This window comes from Acidobacteriota bacterium (genome assembly GCA_018001935.1).
GTDB lineage: Bacteria > Acidobacteriota > JAAYUB01 > JAAYUB01 > JAAYUB01 > JAGNHB01.
The window spans coordinates 493-18,254 of sequence record JAGNHB010000065.1; the positions used below are offsets into that span (position 1 = coordinate 493).

The window sequence follows — 17,762 nt, forward strand, 5'->3', positions numbered from 1 at the left end:
CCATCCGTGTCTATCCGTGTTCATCCGTGGTAATACCGGTCAAGGGGCCAGCCCGGCCGGTGTTCGTGTGGTTCGTGTGGTTCGTGGTTTAATTCCAGCCATCCGTGTCTATCCGTGTTCATCCGTGGTAATACCGGTCAAGGGGCCAGCCCGGCCGGTGTTCGTGTGGTTCGTGTGGTTCATGGTTTAAATTCCAGCCATCCGTGTCTATCCGTGTTCATCCGTGGTAAAACCGGTCAAGGGGCCAGCCCGACCGGTGTTCGTGTGGTTCGTGTGGTTCGTGGTTTAATTCCAGCCATCCGTGTCTATCCGTGTTCATCCGTGGTCAAACCGGTCAAGGGGCCAGCCCGGCCGGCGTTCGTGTGGTTCGTGTGGTTCGTGGTTTTAATTCCGACCCTCCGTGGTCAAACCGGTCAGGGTCCGTGCTTGAAACGCAGCCGCCCCCGCACCCGGGCCAGGAGCCGGCGCAACGGGGGCCAGAAGGCGTAGAGGGCGAAGTACAGGCGGGCGAGCCGGGGGCGCTCCAGCGGGCTCGGCCACCACCGCACGGCCCCGCCGCGCTCCACGCGCGTGACGATGCCCAGGGCGTCGGCGGCCCCGACCCACCCGTCGGCGGAGTGCACCGCGTCCCCCTGCAGGAGGAAGCGCCCCCGCCGGCAGCTCCGCACCCGGTGGACCAGCAGGCGGGGCTGCCCCGGGAGACGAAAGGCGAGCACGTCCCCCCGGCGGGGCGTCAACTCGCCGAGCGGGTGGACCGTGATGAAGTCCCCGTCCCGGATGGCCGGCCGCATGCTGTTGCCCCGGGCACGGAAGCGGACGGCCGCCCCCGTCCCGTGCACGGCCTCGATCAGCCCCGCCAGTTCCGGGGTGCTCAGGGAAATCCCTTCGCCCGGGCCCGGTTCAACATCCGGGCCCGCCAGGACCGAGACGGACAAGACGGCGTCCGGAGGGCAAATAGCACCTTGATCCCTTTTCATTTGGGTGTTGATCTCACTTCTCTTCCGGAATTTTTTTCGCTATCCGATCGTTCCCGAAGTCGAAGGCCTCGAAATGGTCGTGACAACGCCTCGAGCAGGCCCGTAAATCCCTGATATTCTCCCGCAAACCGGAGCCCAACGCCACTGCCATTTCGATTCGTTTCCCAAAAGACACCGTCCGGCGCCGGAAGTGCCCAACCCCGCCGCCTAACCCCGCCCCCAGCCGCCAGCCCCGAGCACAACCCGCCCCCAGCCGCCAGCCACGGCCGGATCCCGCCCCCAGTAGCCAGCCCCTGGCGCAAACCGCCCCGAGCCACCTACCACAGCCGGAATCCGCCCCCAGCCGCCGGCCCCTGGCGCAAACCGCCCCGAGTCACCAACCCCGGCCGGAAGCCGCCCCGAGTCACCGGCCTCCGCCCAGCCCCGCCCCGAGCCGCCGACCCCCGCCCGAACCCGCCGCCCGACCGCCGGCCCCGGCCGGATTCCGCACTCCGTCAGGAGTGCAATTTTTGTAGATACAATGCGTTGTACAAAGTCCACGAACTCCGTCAGGAGTTCAATTTGCCGAGGCGCCCACCCGTCGCCCCGCGCGCCGAGATGGCGTCGGCGTTGGAACGACCCGGCGCCCCGCGCGCCGCGAGGGAGTCATTGAACTCCTGACGGAGTTCCGGAACCTCGTTCATCCGCCTCATTCTACACAAATATGACGCCCCCGTAAAAAGTCCGGGCTGTGATCTCGCATAGGCACGGAGGCATGGAGAAGAATCATAAGGATTGTTGATTCTATTAAATACGATTGCATTTCTCTGTGCCTCCGTGCCTCTGTGAGAGAAAAGGACTTTTTGCGAACGCATCAAATCTCACTCCGGACGGAGTGAGGACGCAAACCTCGTCTCCTTCGCCTCCCCGCTTCTTGCCTCGTCCGCATGGCCTCCTCGCGATTCCCCCGCCGGCAACGCGCGGGGGAAAGCGGGGCAAAGGCAAGGTCCCAACCACCTCAGGCCCCGGACAATGCCGACCGTCGCCAAAACGCGGTGTCGACCCGCTCGTTGCCCTGGACGCCCCGTGTGAATCCGTGCGCATCCGTTTTAGAAAGCGTTTCGTGCGGTCCGTGCGTTTCGCGTCGTTGGTGCGGATCGCCGGGTCCGTGCGCTTCGTGAGGATCAAAGGTTTGGGTTTCGGGGTTCAGGTCCGGTCATGCCCCGGGAGGCGCTCACAGCGTCGCCGCCGACGCCTCCAGCAGGTCCACCACCGCGTCATCGGGCCGGAAGTGAAGGTCGTAGGCGGGAATGTTCGAGATGAGGCTCTCGCAGAACGAGAGCGCGGAGGGCAGAACCTCTTCATCGAACCAGGGGATGGACGTCACCGGCATCAGGCGTTTGAACGCAGCGGCCGGGGTGAGTCTCTCCAGCCGGTTGTCGTCGCTTTTCTGGAGGAAGAGCAATCCCTTCAGCGGGAGTTTCCGGTTCTCGGCGATCTTCCCCTCCCCTGCCCACGGGGTCCCGTACGCATGGAACGCGTCGTTGATTTTCCGGACCACCACCCGGTCGTCGCTGAGCATACGGTGTCCCCGCGAGGCCAGCAGCCGGGAGATCGTCGTCTTGCCGGCCCCTGAACGCCCGGGCAGGACCACCCCCCCGCCGCCCAGTTCCACCGCACAGGAGTGGAGTATCGCCCCACCTCTTTCGGCAAGGGCGTACATGAGGAGAAATTGGTCCAGGGGATACGTCATCGGGTTATAGACCAACTTCCGACCATCGGCAATGGAGAGAAAGCGCTCACGGCAATACACAATCACAGTTGTCATCCGGCGTTTAAAGCGCGCCGCCCAGAAAAACTCACTCGGTTCGCGAGCGTTAACCCAAATATACTCCTCGCCCTCGCGATAAATGGACCATGATTCGCGAGTATCAAACAATTTAATATCCTGGCAAAAAACGGGAAACCGGTCGATCTCGACATTCACATCAACAGGTACAGAATTTCCAATAGAAGGTGGATTCTCCTTGATAAAGGGACGATAAATGACGTCATGGGTTACAGTGTTGATGGGCTTACCCATAGAACTCAATCGAAAATGTACGTCAGCAATATCTATATTCAAGAAAATCCCTGGGAAATGATCTCCCTGCTAATCCACGGTTGGAACACTTATGAACCGATTGTAGAGCAACCACCAACATTGCAACGCCGATCCACCATAGCAGTGGCAGAACTACTCGTTTTACATCCCACTTCAAGGACCTCATCGGCGGCTAACTCAACAATTTGGAGTTCTGGCTTATCATACGGTAGTTTTACGGTCCGCTCTTGATTTTCTTTCACGTTTTGCTCCTTCCGTCAATTTTTCGCGAATGTAACTGAGTCGAAGTTCACCGATTCGGCAAAGAAATTCGCTACGGATATCCGCCCGGCCGGTTTCCAGCCTGAAAAAGGCTGGACAATATCCGCAGAGGTTGATGGTTTTACAGTCCCGGCATGCAAAGTCGGCTTCCGCTTTCAAGTCACCGATCCTTTCAGTTATCTTCTTCCACCCTTCGAGAAATGAACCGTCGAAGAGATCAAACCCTAAATCACCTGTCATCTGGCAAGGTTGAATGCGGCCTGAAGCATCCACGTAAAAACTGGTGTACCCAGCGCTGCAACCATACAGGCGATTGCCCAGTGTTATGTCTTTACATTTCTCATAATGCTTCCTCCACCGCTCCCTTCTCGAAGTGTCTTCCATTTCCCTGGCAACGATCTCCTCTGGGGTGACCCGGAGTTCCAAGGGAGAGTCATCACCATTCAAACAGGGTGTGATAGCCGAGTCAAAACGGAAACCAACGCCCAACTCCCGAGCCATGTTCTCCATGTCCACCAGTTCATGATGGTTCAGGGTCATCAGGATCGTCTTCAGGTTCACGCGAATCCCGTTGCTCAACAGCGCTTTTATCCCGCGCATACATTGTTCATAGGATCCCGGCATCCCGGTGACGCGGTCGAAGGTCGTGGCCGAAGCCCCGTAGAGGCTGACCTCAACTTCTACGGGGGGGAATTTTTGAAAAAGCCTTAGGAGGTCCTCAGTCACCAGGGTCCCATTGGTAAAGACGACTACCAGAAGGCCATTCTCCCGGGCCCGGCGGTAGATTGACGTAAAATCTTCACGGAGAAGAGGTTCACCCCCAGTCAGCAACAGGGTCAGACAGCCGGCCGCAGTCATTTCATCGATCAGCGATAGCCATCGGTCCGTTCCCAACTCCTCGCCGGGGTGGACCAACCGTGAAGCCCCGTGTCCCAGATAACAGTGCGCACAACGAAGGTTGCACCGGCGGGTCAACTCCAGAGCCCCAGAGAGGGGAATCTTCTGTTTTATGGCCCTGTCAAGGAAACCCCGCCAATACGCCTTGATGCCCGACCGCTCCACATCCAGGCAATCCATGTCACTTCTCCACTTCCTTGATCAGTCGAGCGTTGATGAGTTTCTCTATAAAAGCGAAGATGTCGGCGTCCGCCTGAGAGCTTTCCACGTCGAAACGAGCGACAACATCGTCGCGAATCCCAATCAAGTCCCGCTTTTTGTCCAATCGTTCCCAAATGAATTCAGCAACCGGTGTGAGAGTGAAAATGCGCTGAAGATTCGCCAAGTCGCCGGATATGGGCACGAGAATTAGCTCTCCAGCGATTCGGCGTGTAACGAGAGAACCTGTTTTCTCGTAAACCTTCCCGGCAAGAGCCACTTGAGAATTTTCAATCTTCATCACCCTCTTCACCTTAATCGGAGTGCGGGGTCGCCGATCAGATTATAAACATCGATCATGTACAAGTCCTTGCCGCGGTTCTTGTAGGCTGAAAGGGCCCGACGCACGACGTCTCCGATAGCGGCGTTCGGCCCGGACTGCAAATAGGCGTTGTAGAAGTCCCGGCTGAGGAGCGCACCTGGCACATCATCAGAAAAACCGGTAGATGTCCAGACGGCGGCGATGCCTCCAAAGGGCCAGAAAAGCAAAGCTTCAGCCAGAATAATACGGTAAGGGTTCGAGAAATCCCCAACGGAACATCCGGAAACCGTCATGATCGGCAGTCTTCCCGCGTTTCGGAAGCGAGGCAAATCATTGTACCCCAGTTCCGGCAAATAATACAACAACCAGGAATTGGAAAACAGATACGCATTGGAATGGCCGATGTAGTTGAAAAAGTCCACGCCACTGTTGATGGCAGCGAACAGCCTTGATCTCGCTGTGCCGACGTCCGCGGGGTTGGACAGATAAATCTTTGTTAAGGCATAATTAACGGGAAAGAGCGAGGCAAGCGTCTCGCTGTCTGTGATGAAGTTCCCCGCATGCCTGTCCGGCGTGTCCGCAAGGAGTACCACATTCCCGTTGGCCGCGGTTCTCTCATATTGTTGGATTTTGCCGACAACCGCGAGTAATTCATCCGCAGTGGTCACCGGGAGCCTTCCGATCGCGATCTCCGGTACATGATCCCCATCAAAATCCGCGAGATGGTTGTCCGAAACAAAACGGCCATGGGGTGTCGGCATCATGGGAGACGGGATCAGGCAGCCTCCAAAGCCCAGGTAGTCCTTGTAGTCCATGCTGCCGTCACCAATCAGGACGGCGAAACGCGGGGCAGTGCTCCAGTTGGCATGCGCAAAAGACAGGAAACTTCGGATGGCCTCAGGATCCCACAGGCCAAAGCCGAACTCGTTCATCACGCTTTCAACGTCCACGACTCGGGTCTTATAACCCTGGCCGGCCCGGTAATCGGCCAGCGTCTGTGCCGCCGGTAAAAGCCGGGCGGGAGCGATGATGAGATAATCGGCCCCAGTGCCTTGGGATGAAAGGGTGAAGGTTCCGACCGCCTTACCGTAAACCCGTTGTATGCCATCTTGGGTTACCGCTACATAAGGGGTATCGGCGGTCGCCGGATAAAGACTGGCCGTGTAGCCGGTCTTGTTTTGCCGTATGGTGGTGGCACCGTGAAGTCTGGGTTGTAGAGGGTCCGTGAGGTCGAAGATTAGAACATCTTTCGACGAGAAGCCTCTCAAGGTCACGGTCCGGTTACCATCCCCCCGGAAGAAAAGGCAGCCTCCTTGCGCCTCGTATAGCCGTTTGTAAGTCACATCGAAGTAATTGATGAAAAATGAATTGTACGCTACACTCCCTTCAGACTTCGCTTCCACGGTCAGCGTGTTTTCACCCTCTTTGAGCGGTGCGGCCGATTCCACGGTATGACAGGTTAGTCCGCTCCACCAATCCTCAGCCAATGGTTGCCCGTTGAGTCGGAGAGCAACGTGGTGGTCATTGGCAACCCCCGCGTCCGACCCGCCCTGAAGTTGCAGCCGGATGGTGGCCAGGGTCTGAGCTTCGGAAAGACTGGGAACCTCGAAAGTAAAATCCAATGGCGGATCCTGCCAGGAACTGCTGGCGAACAGATAACCCCACAACCACTGGTCATAGTCCTCGTCCTCGTACTGCGAGCCCATCGTCACCAGATTTTCCTCGAAATGCCGGGTCTCGCTGAAACTTGCCTCCTGGGTTGACGGCCTGGGTTTCATGCCGTGGATCTCCGACATGAGCCGCCCTTCACCCCGTTCGAGCCAATAAACGTTATCTTGAGTGTAGAGGCTGTCCACGCCTGCTCCGTAAAAATAGAGACCTGTATCATTTGGCGCAGGCAGATAGGCTATCTGTTCGCCCTGGCTGCTCAGGGAGAGCTTGCCTTTTTGGATCATCGGGGCGATTTCAGAGAGGGGAATTTCCAGGAGCGAGGCAATATCACACGCATCCATGAAATAGAGGCCTTTCTCGGAGACCGTAATTTTGATGAGGTCGCCTGTCGCCATGTTCTCGTTGGCCAGGGATTCCACCTTGGCGGCCTGAACCGCCTTCATCTCCGCACGAGCATCATCCCTGACACGGCGGTCGTATGCCGAAGACCCGGACATGGCCGGTTCGTCCCCATTGGCGACGCCAACGCAAACCGTGATGGGACCGTATGTCATCCGCTTGCCGTCAGTCTCCACTTCGACAAGTTGATAGGTGTATGTCCCTCCGGGCGAAGCGCCATCGTCCCGTAAGCGGTAGATACCTCCACGGTGGGGTTGAGCCAATGCAGGCAAAAGGCCTGCATTGACGGGATTGAATCCTCCGGTCTTCGGGTCCAGCCTCAACAGTTGGAACCCCAGCGTGTTTCGCTCTCCGGCCGTTTCCCAGAAAACGATTACACGAGCGTTTTCCGCGTAGGCGCGGAAGCCAGACAAGAAAACATGCAAGGGGTTGTTACTGTAATATACCGTTTTAGTCGCAATGTTTGACGTGACGCCGTCTATCGTGGCGGACGCTTCGTTGGTGACAAAACCTGCCGTAAGTTCGGCCTCGGAAACCACATGATGCGGTTCCGCGGACGCGGCATAAACGCTCTCGCCCGGATCCAGGTACTTGTCGCCGTTGCCGGGATTCCCGGTTGCGGTTTCGATGGCAGTGGTCACGTCATCGCAGGTAACCGTCGTCACTTTGTTGTCCGAAACTGTCACCGGGCCAAGCAAGGGGTAGTGACCGTCGTTCGAGATCTTGTAATGGTAGTGTAATACGTCTCCGCTCGCAGAGAAAGCCCCTTCCTCGGAATCCTTGATGATAGTAATATGCTTCAGGCCGTACTCCGCCGACGAGGTTACCGCGTCGGGAGTTTCAGTGCTGGTGGCGGATGCTGTGTTGACGTACGGACTGGAGGGTGCGGAAACTACCGACACCGGACCGTAAGTGCATTCGGCAGTGCTGCCCGGCGTCAATGTAAATGGATTGGGCCAGGTACAACTGAGGGTGTACCTGTCATCTGTTACGCTGATCGAATGGAGATCGGTTTCGCCGTCGTTGGAGACAAAGAATCGGTAATACACGTCTTTAGGAAACGTCGCATTCGCAAATCCAACCCATTTGGTCCAAGGCCCGGTCAAGCCGGTCGTCGAAATCTGCTTGTTCAGCGCGAGCAGCGACACCCCGGCGTTAACTTGAAGCGTGGCAGAAGCTGCACTGCCGGATCCTTCGTCGGAGGTCACGACGGAAGTCGTGTTGTTCTTCGTCCCGGTCGTGGTGGGATAGACTGTCACACTAAAGTAACAACTGGTATCGGGGGCAAGCTGGCCACCACTGAAAGAGATCGAATCCGGAGCCGTGGTGCTCCAAGAGCCCGAACAGGCAGAAGTCGGAACGGGGGAAGTCACCACGGTCACTCCCGCCGGCAAGGTATCCGTGAAGCTGATATTGTGGAGTGTTGTTGCTTTGTTCGGGTTGGTGATCATGAAGTTCAGCGTCGATGTCGAGGAGCCGGTCAGGAGGACGGATGATGGACTGAACCACTTGGAGAGAACAGGCGGGTAGACCGGCTCATTGACGGTCAGAGTGTCGGTCGCATAGCCACTGGAACTCGTGTTCGTACCTCCCTCGTTGCAGGAGATGTAATCGCTGACGTTTTCGTATTGCCCCGCAGTGGCGCCGGTAACGCTGACGCTGAAGCTGCAACTGCCGCCGGCGGACAGTGATCCGCCGCTGAAAGCGATGGTCCGAGGCGCGGTGGTGGTCAATGTGCCCCCGCATTGCGACGATGTACCAGAGGCCACCGTCAACCCAACGGGCAAGACATCGGTGAAAGCGATTCCCGTCAGGGCGACATTCCCCAGTGTCGTGTTGGTGATGGTAAAGGTCAGCGTTGAAGTGTCTCCCTGGGTGATGGTTTCAGGTGAGAAGGATTTGGCTATCGTCGGGGGCGGAGGAGCGATTCCGCAACCTCTTACAACGATGTTGTCGAGATTCATTTCGGAGTTTGGATTGTTGGCGCCGTAGGCATTGATCCGGAATATTGTCGTACTCGAGCCCGTGGCTGCTGCTGCAAATGTCTGATCGGCGCTCCAGGTCGTTTTGGGTAAAGTACCAGTGGCGGGAGAAGTCGCCGTAAACGAAGCCCCGCCATCGGAACTGGACCACACGTACATTGTTGTGTTTGTATCACTCCAGTCGGCGTCCCGATAAGTCTGCACCGTGATGGAAACATCCTCATACTTGCTTGTATCCACGGTAATGTCAAAGTAAGGCGAAGTTGTTGAACCGGGAGGAGTACTTTTCGGAAACCCTTCGCCCGACCAAGAATTAACCGGGTTACCTTGTGCTGTATCAATTTTATGGTTTGCTGTTGCGAAACTTGCTGTGGCGGTAGAAACGTTGGCTGCCTTGGACGTGAAAACGGGAGGAAGATCGGTTGTCCCCATCTGAAAAGTAGCCAGAGTGAGCCCTGGGGTGCAAGGCGGTGCGGAGGAAGCCGTCAAGGTGGCACTGCCAAAACTGCCGGTATCTTCTTCGCCTATAAAAAGGTGTCCAGTATCGTTGGGATAAGTGCCCTCGGGGGCTGTCACATTCACGGTGATGGTTCCCACGCTGTATGGAAGGAGCGTGCCGTTGGAGAATGAAACGGAGGTGTCATCAGGATCGGGCAGGGGATCAAATGCTCCCCCGATATCGTTATAGCTAATACCCGTCACGCTGGCCACCTTCATTCCAGAAAGAGTCAGTAAAATTCAGATCCGTCAGGGTTTCGGAGGATGGATTGGTCAGGGTGAAAGTAAGAACGGAAGTCCCGTCGGGGAGGATGGCCTTGGGGGTGAATTTTTTTGCGATGGTTGGCGTCTTGATGTTGGCAATGACAAAGCTGGAGGAGAAGTCGGCGTTGTAGTGGTAACTGCTGCCGGAAAAGTCGTGGAACAGGCTGTGGAGGGTCTCGCTGGTGCCTCCCCCGCTGATGATGGTTACGTTGTAGACGGTGGTTACGGTGTTCCCACCCGCCTTGTCATCGTCGATGATGCATGAGCGATAGTTAGGGCTGGAGGGGTCGGCGTCCCACCCGCAGGCATCGGCGTACAGGTTTGGCCATGGGTTTGTAACCCTTGTAGACTCCACATCGTAGGTCGTAGTAACCGAATTGATCTGAAAGATGGTGTTGGGGAAGTTGATAAAGGTCTCAAGCTGGTTGTATCCGCCAGTAGCGGTCCCCCCTGTCAGTGTTATGTCGTACGTCTGGCCCACTAGGAGATTCATACTACCGCCGAACGGGATCGTTGTTCCATCCAGACTGATGGACGTGATGTAGTTCCGGTTCTGGGAAACCAGTTTCTCAACGTACACCTGTCGGGGAGTGGGCGTTGAAGCCGTCCCGCCGCCGATTCCGGACTCTGTGGCCGTGATTTGGTAGCGCCGGAACTTATCGTGACTCGAGGCGGCCCGAACGATCTCGATCTCGAAATAGACATCGGCTGAAGTATCGGGGGCCAGTATGAGCGTGATCGGGTGACCCGGTGTTCCCATCGAGTCATCTCGCAGTTCGATACACTCCGGCGTATTGTCCGACTGCCACTCCCACGTCACTGAGATGCTGTTGGATGTTGTTGTCGGGTCTTCGTTTGTGACCCTCACCCCGATGGGAAACCGGTATGGCCCGGCAGTTGCAGGTGAGTTACTGTCCAAGCCGACGATGTCCCAAGTGATGGGCTCGATCGACAGGGTCACGGCCGGGACGAAAACCGGCGCCAACAGGATGAAAACGATCCCCGTCATCCACAAATTCATTCTGGATCTCATAACGGCTCCCCTTTACCGAAAGCTCTTCGAATCCCGAAACTTTGATGCAAACATATTCTATGCGTTTCCAACTAAAAATAGATACTATTACAAAGCAAGGCAACCTGCAAGTAAAATATCGCTCCGACGACGAAAGGCCCTGTTCGGGAAAACCCGCGTTCCAAAAGCTCCGAGGACCTTTTAAGCGAGGGCGGCGGGGTGGCCGTCCAGTCGGCCAGAAACCGCATTTCGCAATCCTTTTTTCCAAATACGTTGCGAATTTGTTTCTGGAGAGACACAGCGTGCTCGCGCTATCGTCCTGTCACCGCCCCCGCGCGGCCCAGGGCCGCCAGAAAACCCAGTACACGGCTTCTCCCCAGATGGAGGGAGCCGGGTAATACACAACCGTCCGTTCCGATTTTAAGCAATCCGGATACCATTCCGCTGGTCGGGCCGGGTCGTTGGGCCTCCGCGAGCGTGGCATGGTCCATCGGCTGCCTTCCGAATCGATAGACGGCTTCATCCCCCGCCGGACTTTGCATTTACGCCGCAACTCACCCGGAGGGCGAAGATCCGGCCGGACACGGCCCGGGGGAGATGCCGCCGGTTTCCGGAAGTTCGACCCCGAAAGCGGTGTTCAAAACAGCTAGACAATTTGGATGCCCCGGCCGGCCGGACCGGACCCGAACCGGATTCCGGCTTTGTTTACCCCCTCGTAATCCCCGAAAACCGCGACTTCGCCGGTCGATTACCGATCTTTTCCAGTAGAGTTGAGGAGTAAGCGAGAGTGTTTAGGCTCCAGCATAGGGTGTTTCAGGGTTTCCCCGGTCTGTGCCTCAATAGCCGTATGCCATGCACTCCGACTCACTCCCCCTCGTCGAACCGGACGTGCGGGTTTCCCGTATCCGACAAGCTCTCGCCCCAAGGCGTGTGCAGGGAGTTGACGGGGACGCATTCAGTGTTGAACGGGACCCAGGCGCTCCAGCGCCGCGTAGTAGGTCTCCTCCCCCTGGAGGATCTTCATCCGCCGTTGGCTCCTTCGGCGCAGGAAGCCGATCAACCGGCATCGGGCGAAGTGTTTGATCCGCCGAAACGCCTTCCGGGGATACCCGAGGTTGAAGTAGTTGCCCAGGAACGCGCCTGCACGGCGAAATCGTCCGCGTACCGGGTCAGCCGGGCGTTGGCCCAGTGCCTCGGCCCGTCCGTCCCGTGGAACGCCTTGTCGAACTCGTGGAGGTAGAGATGCGCCAGCAGCGGGGAGATCACGCCCCCCTGAGGCGTCCCCTTCTCCGGCCGCGTGGTCTTTCGACCCCCGCGCCCGTCGTCCTCCGCCACCGGACACTTCAACCACATCCGGATCAGCGTCAGAACCTACCGGTCGGCGATCCGCCGTTCCAGCAGTCCCCTCAGCCGGTGGTGGTCGATGGTGTCGAAGTAACTGGAAAGGTCCGCGTATCGAACCGGAACGCCGGTTCCTGCTTGGCCTTGCGGCCCAGTTTCCAACGCAGAAGAGAGACTTTCAGCGGCACCCCCGGCTCGGGCTCGAACCCTTCCGGCAGCCTTTCCGTCGCGGAGACCTTTTGACTCAAGCGGTCCTCCTTTCCTTGTCGAACAGGCAATTCACAGGGCAAGCGCCTCTCAGTTTGCAAGATCGGCCAGGCTTTCCCTGGCGCACCGGATAAGCACGGATAACACGGAAACGGAATAACCGCGGGAGGATGGGAAGCACGGAACACGCGCCCCCCAAGGGGCAACCCGGACGCGGCGTGTTGAGTTGCGGGGCGGCATCCCTGGGTGCGGTCTTCCGGTCCGGGGAGCGTCGGCCGGGAGCAACCCGCCTTCCCCGCACCCTTTCAGGGTGCTCTTGATCCCCCCGCGGCCGCGTCCCGGGGGCGGCGACGCGGGCGCCCCGAACGAGCGGCCCGTGGCACGTTCGCGGCCGGCGCCCGCGTCTGGCCCCCGGGGCAAGACGTCTCAACGTGGGGGCAAACCCGCCCCGAAGGCGGCGGGAGCAGAGCGTTCTTTCCGATTGCCGCTCAATTTGACAAAGGCTGTTTGTTGATTCTGATGCGTTCGCAAAAAGTTCTTTTCTCTCACAGAGGCTCGGAGGCACAGAGAAATGCAAATCGTATTTAACAGAATCAACAATCCTTACGATTCTTCTCCGTGCCTCTGTGCCTCTGTGAGATCACAATCCGGACTTTATGCGAGGGCATCAATTCTGTAAATACGATTTGCTTTTCTCCGGGCCTGGCGCCTCGGTGGGAGGAGAGGGCTTTTGCGGGGATGTCGGATCGGGCCGCTTGCTTGCGCGCGCGGGTCCTCTGGCCGCTTGCTTACGCGCGGGTCCTCTGGCCGCTTGCTTGCGCGCGAGGGTCCTCTGGCCGCTTGCTTACGCGCGGGTCCTCTGGCCGCTTGCTTGCGCGCGGGGGTCCTCTGGCCGCTTGCTTACGCGCGCGGCTCTGACTGGCGGACGGGAGGCGGCGCATTCCGGTTGCATGTGGTATCCCTTTCCGCTATTTTGTGTTTAAACTGGTGGGGCCCGCCCCTCCGCGAGAGGGGGAGCGGGACACCCACCCGGGAGCGGCGGGCGCCGATGACGAAAGACGTCGAGATCCTTCGGGAAAAACTGACCCAGGCGCGGGGGACGCTGCCGTACCTGCTGCGCGCCGTGAAGCTGGTGTGGGCGGCGGCCCCGCGGTGGGCGGCCGCCTGGGCGGGGGTGCTGCTGGTGCAGGGCCTGCTGCCGGCGGCCCTGGTCTACCTCACCCGGGCCCTGGTGGACCGCCTGGTCCGGGTGATGCAGGCGCCGGCCCCGTCGTGGGAGTCGGTCCAGCCCCTGCTGCCGGTGGCGGCGCTCATGGCCGGCCTGCTCCTGGCCGACGAGCTGCTGCGGGGCCTCGGCGCCTGGGTGCGGGACAGCCTCTCGGAGCAGGTGCAGGACCACATCCGCGACCGCATCCACCGGCAGTCCATGGCGGTGGACCTGGCCTACTACGACCAGCCCGATTACTTCGACCACCTTCACCGGGCCCAGCGGGAGGCCGGCTACCGGCCGGTCCTGCTGCTGGAGAACCTGGGGGGCCTGGCCCAGAACGGGCTCACCCTCTCCGCCATGGCCGTGATCCTCCTCCCCTACGGCCCGTGGCTCCCCGCCGCCCTGCTGCTGTGCACCCTCCCCGCCTTCTGGGTGGTGCTCCGCCACCGCCTGCGCTGGTTCCACTGGCACCTGCGCAACACCCCCGCCGAGCGCCGGACCTGGTACTACGACTGGCTGCTCACGGCGCGGGAGACGGCGGCCGAGGCGCGGCTCTTCGGCCTCGGGCCCCACTTCCGCTCGCTCTACCAGGCCCTGCGCCGCCGGCTGCGGACCGAGCGCCGCGACCTGGCCCGGGCCGAGGGGTGGGCGGAGTTCGCCGCCGGCGCCCTCGCGTTGCTGGTGACGGGCCTGTCCATGGCCTGGATGGTGTGGCGGGCCCTGCGGCACGAACTCACCCTCGGCGACCTCGCCCTGTGCTACCAGGCCTTCAGCCAGGGCCAGCGGCTGATGGGGTCGCTGCTGGCGAGCGCGGGCGAGATCTACAGCAACAGCCTCTTCCTGGAGGACCTCTTCGCCTTCCTCGAACTCGAGCCCCGGGTGACGGGCCCGCCGGACCCCGTCCCGGCGCCGCCGGCCCTGCGGGAGGGCGTCCGTTTCGAGGGGGTGAGCTTCACCTACCCCGGCAGCGGGCGGCCGGCGCTCCGCAACTTCGACCTGACGATCCCCACCGGCGCGGTCACGGCCATCGTCGGCCCGAACGGGGCGGGCAAGAGCACCCTGCTCAAGCTCCTCTGCCGCTTCTACGACCCCGGCGCGGGGAGGATCACCCTCGACGGGTCGGACCTGCGGCGCTTCCCCCTGGACGACCTCCGCCGGCGGGTCACCGTGCTGTTCCAGGAACCGGTCCACTACAACCTGACGGTGGCCGAGAACATCGCCCTGGGCGACCTGGCGACGCCCCCCACGGGGCCCGGCGTGGAGGGGGCCGCCCGCGACGCCGGGGCGGAGGGGATCGTCGCCGGCCTGCCCGAGGGCTACGACACCCTGCTGGGCAAGCTCTTCCTCGGCGGGTCGGACCTCAGCGTGGGCGAGTGGCAGCGGATCGCCCTGGCCCGGGCCTTCTACCGGCGCGCCCCCCTCCTCGTGCTCGACGAGCCCACCAGCGCCATGGACCCCTGGGCCGAGGCCGACTGGCTGGAGCGCTTCCTCCGCCTGGCGGAGGGGCTCACGGCGGTCGTCATCACCCACCGCTTCACCACCGCCATGTACGCCCGCACCATCCACGTCATGGACGGCGGCCGCATCGTCGAGTCCGGCAGCCACGCCGAGCTTCTGGCCCGCCAGGGCCTCTACGCCCAGTCCTGGACCCGGCAGATGCGGGCCGGGGGGAGGAACGTATGAGAAACCCCGACGCCCGGTGGCGGGTCCCTTCGCGCGTGGTGTCCTGCACGGTGGGGGGGCAGACCGCGCTCCTGGACACCGCGACCGGCGCCTGCTACGCCCTCGATCACGTGGGGACCCGCTTCCTGGAACTGCTGGGGGACGGGGCCCGCCTGGGGGACGTCGCCGCCCGACTGCTGGGGGAGTACGCGGTGGAACCGGAGCGTCTCGCCGCCGACCTGCAGCGCCTGGTGGAGGAGATGACGGCGAGGGGGCTGTTGGAGGAAGGTTTTTAGGCTGAAGGCTGTTAGGCTGAAGGTCCGGAGGGATTCACATCGGGGTCGGTATCGGAATCGGAATCGGTATCGGGGTCGGTATCGGGGTCGGCATCGCAGTCGCAGTCGGAATCGGTCTCGCAGTCACCCTCGTAGTCGGTATCCGTATCGCCGTCGCAGTCGGGATCGCAGTCGCAGTCGGAAACGGTCTCGCAGTCACCCTCGTAGTCGGTATCCGTATCGCCGTCGCAGTCGGGATCGCCGTCGCAGTCGGCATCGGGGCCGGGGCCGGGACCGCGCTGGGGAGTGCGGCGCGCAGGCTTCCGGAGCGCCGCTTTGACCGCGCCGCGCAGGCCGCCGGAGCGGCGCGGCCCCAACCCCAACCACGCGCCTTCCGGAAGAGAAAGCTCTTGGGGCAAAGGCACCCGGCGATGGGGGTTGGCCTTTTCAGGCGTGCGGTTCGCTTGGTGACAAGGGAGTGCGAAAGGACGAAAGGACCAAAAGGACCAAAAGGACCAAAGGGACAACGAGGGCCAAAAGGACGAAAAGGACAACAAGGGCCAAAGGGCCAAAGGCTTAAAGGTTTGAAGGTTTGAATGTTTGAAGGAGCAAAGAAGCAAGGGAGCAGAAGAGCAAAGGAGCAAAGGAGCAGAAGAGCAAAGGAGCAGAAGAGCAAAGGAGCAGAAGAGCAGAAGAGCAGAAGAGCAAAGGCCCCGAAGGGCCCGACGGACGGATGGCGCCCGCGGGGAATGCCTCCTTTTCGTGACATTCGCACCGTTCGTGTCGTTCGCACCGTTCGTGAGGTTCGTGTGGTTCGTGGTTATTATCCGACGGTCCCGCAAAAAGTACCATCGCCCTCCGGGCGATGGCTCAAACAAAGGCTTTACATACACTTTCCTCTTCGTTTCCCGACTTTTTGCGAACGCATCATTATCCGCCTTATACCTGTCTATCCCTGTCTATCCCTGTCTATCCCTGTCTATCCCTGTCTATCCCTGTCTATCCCTGTCTATCCCTGTCTATCCCTGTCTATCCCTGTCTATCCGTGTTCATCCGTGCTCATCCGTGTTCATCCGTGGTTTCTTTTCGTGTATTCCGTGTATTCCGTGGTGTCTTCCGTGGTCCCCGTCCCGGGTCTCAGCCGAGCCCCAGCTTCTCCTTCGCCTTCTGCAGGTAGGCGTCGTAGGCCCGCTCGTCGGACTCGGTGGCGGTGATGATCTTCCGGATCATCTCGGCCGACTTCTCCGACACCGGCCCCGCGCTCAGCACCGCGGCGCAGGCGTAATTCTCGGCCGCCAGGCGCAGGCTGTCCTGCTTGAGGTAGGCCGTCCCGAGGTAGTAGTAGGTGGAGGCGTCCCGGGGGTTGCGCTTGACGATCTTCTGCAGGACCTCGATGGCCTGGGCCCACTCCCCGGCCTTGTAGTGGGCCATGCCGACGGTCCCCAGGGCGGGGTTGAGCACGTCCAGCTGGTAGACGTTCCAGTCCCCGGAAAAGTCCGCCGGCTTCTCGGGGAGGTCGAGGACCCCCACCAGGACCCGGGCCTCGGCAAGGGCCTTCTCCGCGGCCTCCGCCTTCACGTGCTCCTGGAAAACGGTAAAGTGGAGGTCGGCCTTCTCCCTCGTGTCGCCCTTCTCGCCCACGATGGCCGTGAAGCGCTCGAAGCGGGCGGTGTCCCCGCTCTTGAACGCCGCCACCGCGATCTCCGCGGCCAGCCGGGGGGTGGGGACCCGCTTGTAGATCATCTCGGAGTAGGTGACGAAGCCCGGCCAGTCGCCCCGCACGAAGCAGAGCCGGGCCATGGCCCGCTCCGCGAGGTCCCTCGCCACGGGGTGGTAGTCCAGGGCCCGCTTGGCCGCGACGGCCGCCTGGTCCAGCCGCCCTTCCTTGAAGAGGGTGTCCAGGTAGGCCTGGAGTTCGTAGAGCACGTTGGCCGTCAGGGAGGACTGGGCGTTGTAGTCGAGGAAGTCGAAGATCAACGCTTCCTTTTCGGCCGGGTCCATGGCGTCGTGGACCTTCATGTAGGCCTTGTACTCCGACAGGGAGTAGGCGGGCGCCTCGGCCCGGAGCGGCGCCGACGCGAGGGCGGCCAGGGCGGCGAACAGGATGACGGTCTGCATGCCTCCGAACGATTTGACCATGGTTCCTCCCGGGTGGTGTGTCTGAACGGCCGACCGCTTCGACCCGTGTCGGGGTGAGGGCTGCCATCCCTTTGTCAAAGAAGTCGTTGCATCGAAACCTGCCCCCGGCGGCACACGCCCCGGGCCAGCATGCTATCTGTACCTGCGGCCGAGGGCCCTGTCAAGACCCTGCGTGAGCCGGGGGGCATTTTTTTCCCCCGATTTCGCCCTTGACAACGCGGCAAAAATCCGTAAAATGCGCTTTCGCTCTTTGAGACCGACGCCGAAGTGGTGGAATTGGCAGACACGCTAGGTTCAGGGTCTAGTGGGCATTGCGCCCGTGGGGGTTCGACTCCCCCCTTCGGCACCAACATACCCCAGGCGC

10 protein-coding genes, 1 tRNA gene and 1 pseudogene are annotated in these 17,762 nt (G+C 60.6%); 3 read left to right on the top strand and 9 right to left on the bottom strand.

Going from position 1 to position 17,762, the window contains the following annotated elements:
* Nucleotides 1–413: 413 nt before the first annotated feature.
* From KA419_18155 to KA419_18185, 7 genes and pseudogenes are all read right to left on the bottom strand, one after another.
* Nucleotides 414–935, bottom strand: coding sequence for a S24/S26 family peptidase (locus tag KA419_18155; protein ID MBP7867858.1), 522 nt, complete (start codon nucleotides 933–935; stop codon nucleotides 414–416).
* A 1,255-nt stretch (nucleotides 936–2,190) separates the two neighbouring features.
* Nucleotides 2,191–3,039: a hypothetical protein gene (locus KA419_18160; GenBank protein MBP7867859.1), complete on the bottom strand. Its 849-nt coding sequence runs from the start codon at nucleotides 3,037–3,039 to the stop codon at nucleotides 2,191–2,193.
* A gap of 222 nt (nucleotides 3,040–3,261) precedes the next feature.
* Entirely contained in the window at nucleotides 3,262–4,398 is a 1,137-nt protein-coding gene (locus KA419_18165) for a radical SAM protein (protein ID MBP7867860.1), read from the bottom strand.
* A gap of 1 nt (nucleotide 4,399) precedes the next feature.
* Nucleotides 4,400–4,720 (bottom strand): PqqD family protein, encoded by a 321-nt coding sequence (locus KA419_18170; protein ID MBP7867861.1) that lies wholly within the window; start codon nucleotides 4,718–4,720, stop codon nucleotides 4,400–4,402.
* Nucleotides 4,721–4,725: 5 nt separating this feature from the next.
* Nucleotides 4,726–9,501 carry a DUF11 domain-containing protein gene (locus tag KA419_18175; GenBank protein MBP7867862.1) on the bottom strand — a complete coding sequence of 1,592 codons (4,776 nt, stop codon included), beginning with the start codon at nucleotides 9,499–9,501 and terminating at the stop codon, nucleotides 4,726–4,728.
* On the bottom strand, nucleotides 9,479–10,585 hold the full coding sequence (locus KA419_18180; protein ID MBP7867863.1) for a hypothetical protein: 1,107 nt from the start codon (nucleotides 10,583–10,585) through the stop codon (nucleotides 9,479–9,481). The genes KA419_18175 and KA419_18180 overlap by 23 nt, the downstream gene beginning before the upstream one ends.
* A gap of 1,035 nt (nucleotides 10,586–11,620) precedes the next feature.
* Nucleotides 11,621–12,184, bottom strand: a pseudogene (locus KA419_18185) (hypothetical protein).
* Between the two features lie 976 nt (nucleotides 12,185–13,160).
* On the opposite strand from KA419_18185, the gene KA419_18190 reads away from it, so the two are divergent.
* Together KA419_18190 and KA419_18195 are read left to right on the top strand one after the other, a co-directional pair.
* Nucleotides 13,161–15,005 (top strand): ABC transporter ATP-binding protein, encoded by a 1,845-nt coding sequence (locus KA419_18190; GenBank protein MBP7867864.1) that lies wholly within the window; start codon nucleotides 13,161–13,163, stop codon nucleotides 15,003–15,005.
* Nucleotides 15,002–15,280: a PqqD family protein gene (locus KA419_18195; protein ID MBP7867865.1), complete on the top strand. Its 279-nt coding sequence runs from the start codon at nucleotides 15,002–15,004 to the stop codon at nucleotides 15,278–15,280. The genes KA419_18190 and KA419_18195 overlap by 4 nt, the downstream gene beginning before the upstream one ends.
* 11 nt (nucleotides 15,281–15,291) lie before the next feature.
* Here the strand turns inward: KA419_18195 and KA419_18200 are convergent, their stop codons facing one another.
* Entirely contained in the window at nucleotides 15,292–15,642 is a 351-nt protein-coding gene (locus KA419_18200) for a hypothetical protein (protein MBP7867866.1), read from the bottom strand.
* 754 nt (nucleotides 15,643–16,396) lie between these two features.
* Nucleotides 16,397–17,398: a tetratricopeptide repeat protein gene (locus KA419_18205; protein MBP7867867.1), complete on the bottom strand. Its 1,002-nt coding sequence runs from the start codon at nucleotides 17,396–17,398 to the stop codon at nucleotides 16,397–16,399.
* A 261-nt stretch (nucleotides 17,399–17,659) separates the two neighbouring features.
* Here KA419_18205 and KA419_18210 point away from each other — a divergent pair.
* A tRNA-Leu gene (locus tag KA419_18210) sits at nucleotides 17,660–17,747 on the top strand.
* Nucleotides 17,748–17,762 lie beyond the last annotated feature (15 nt).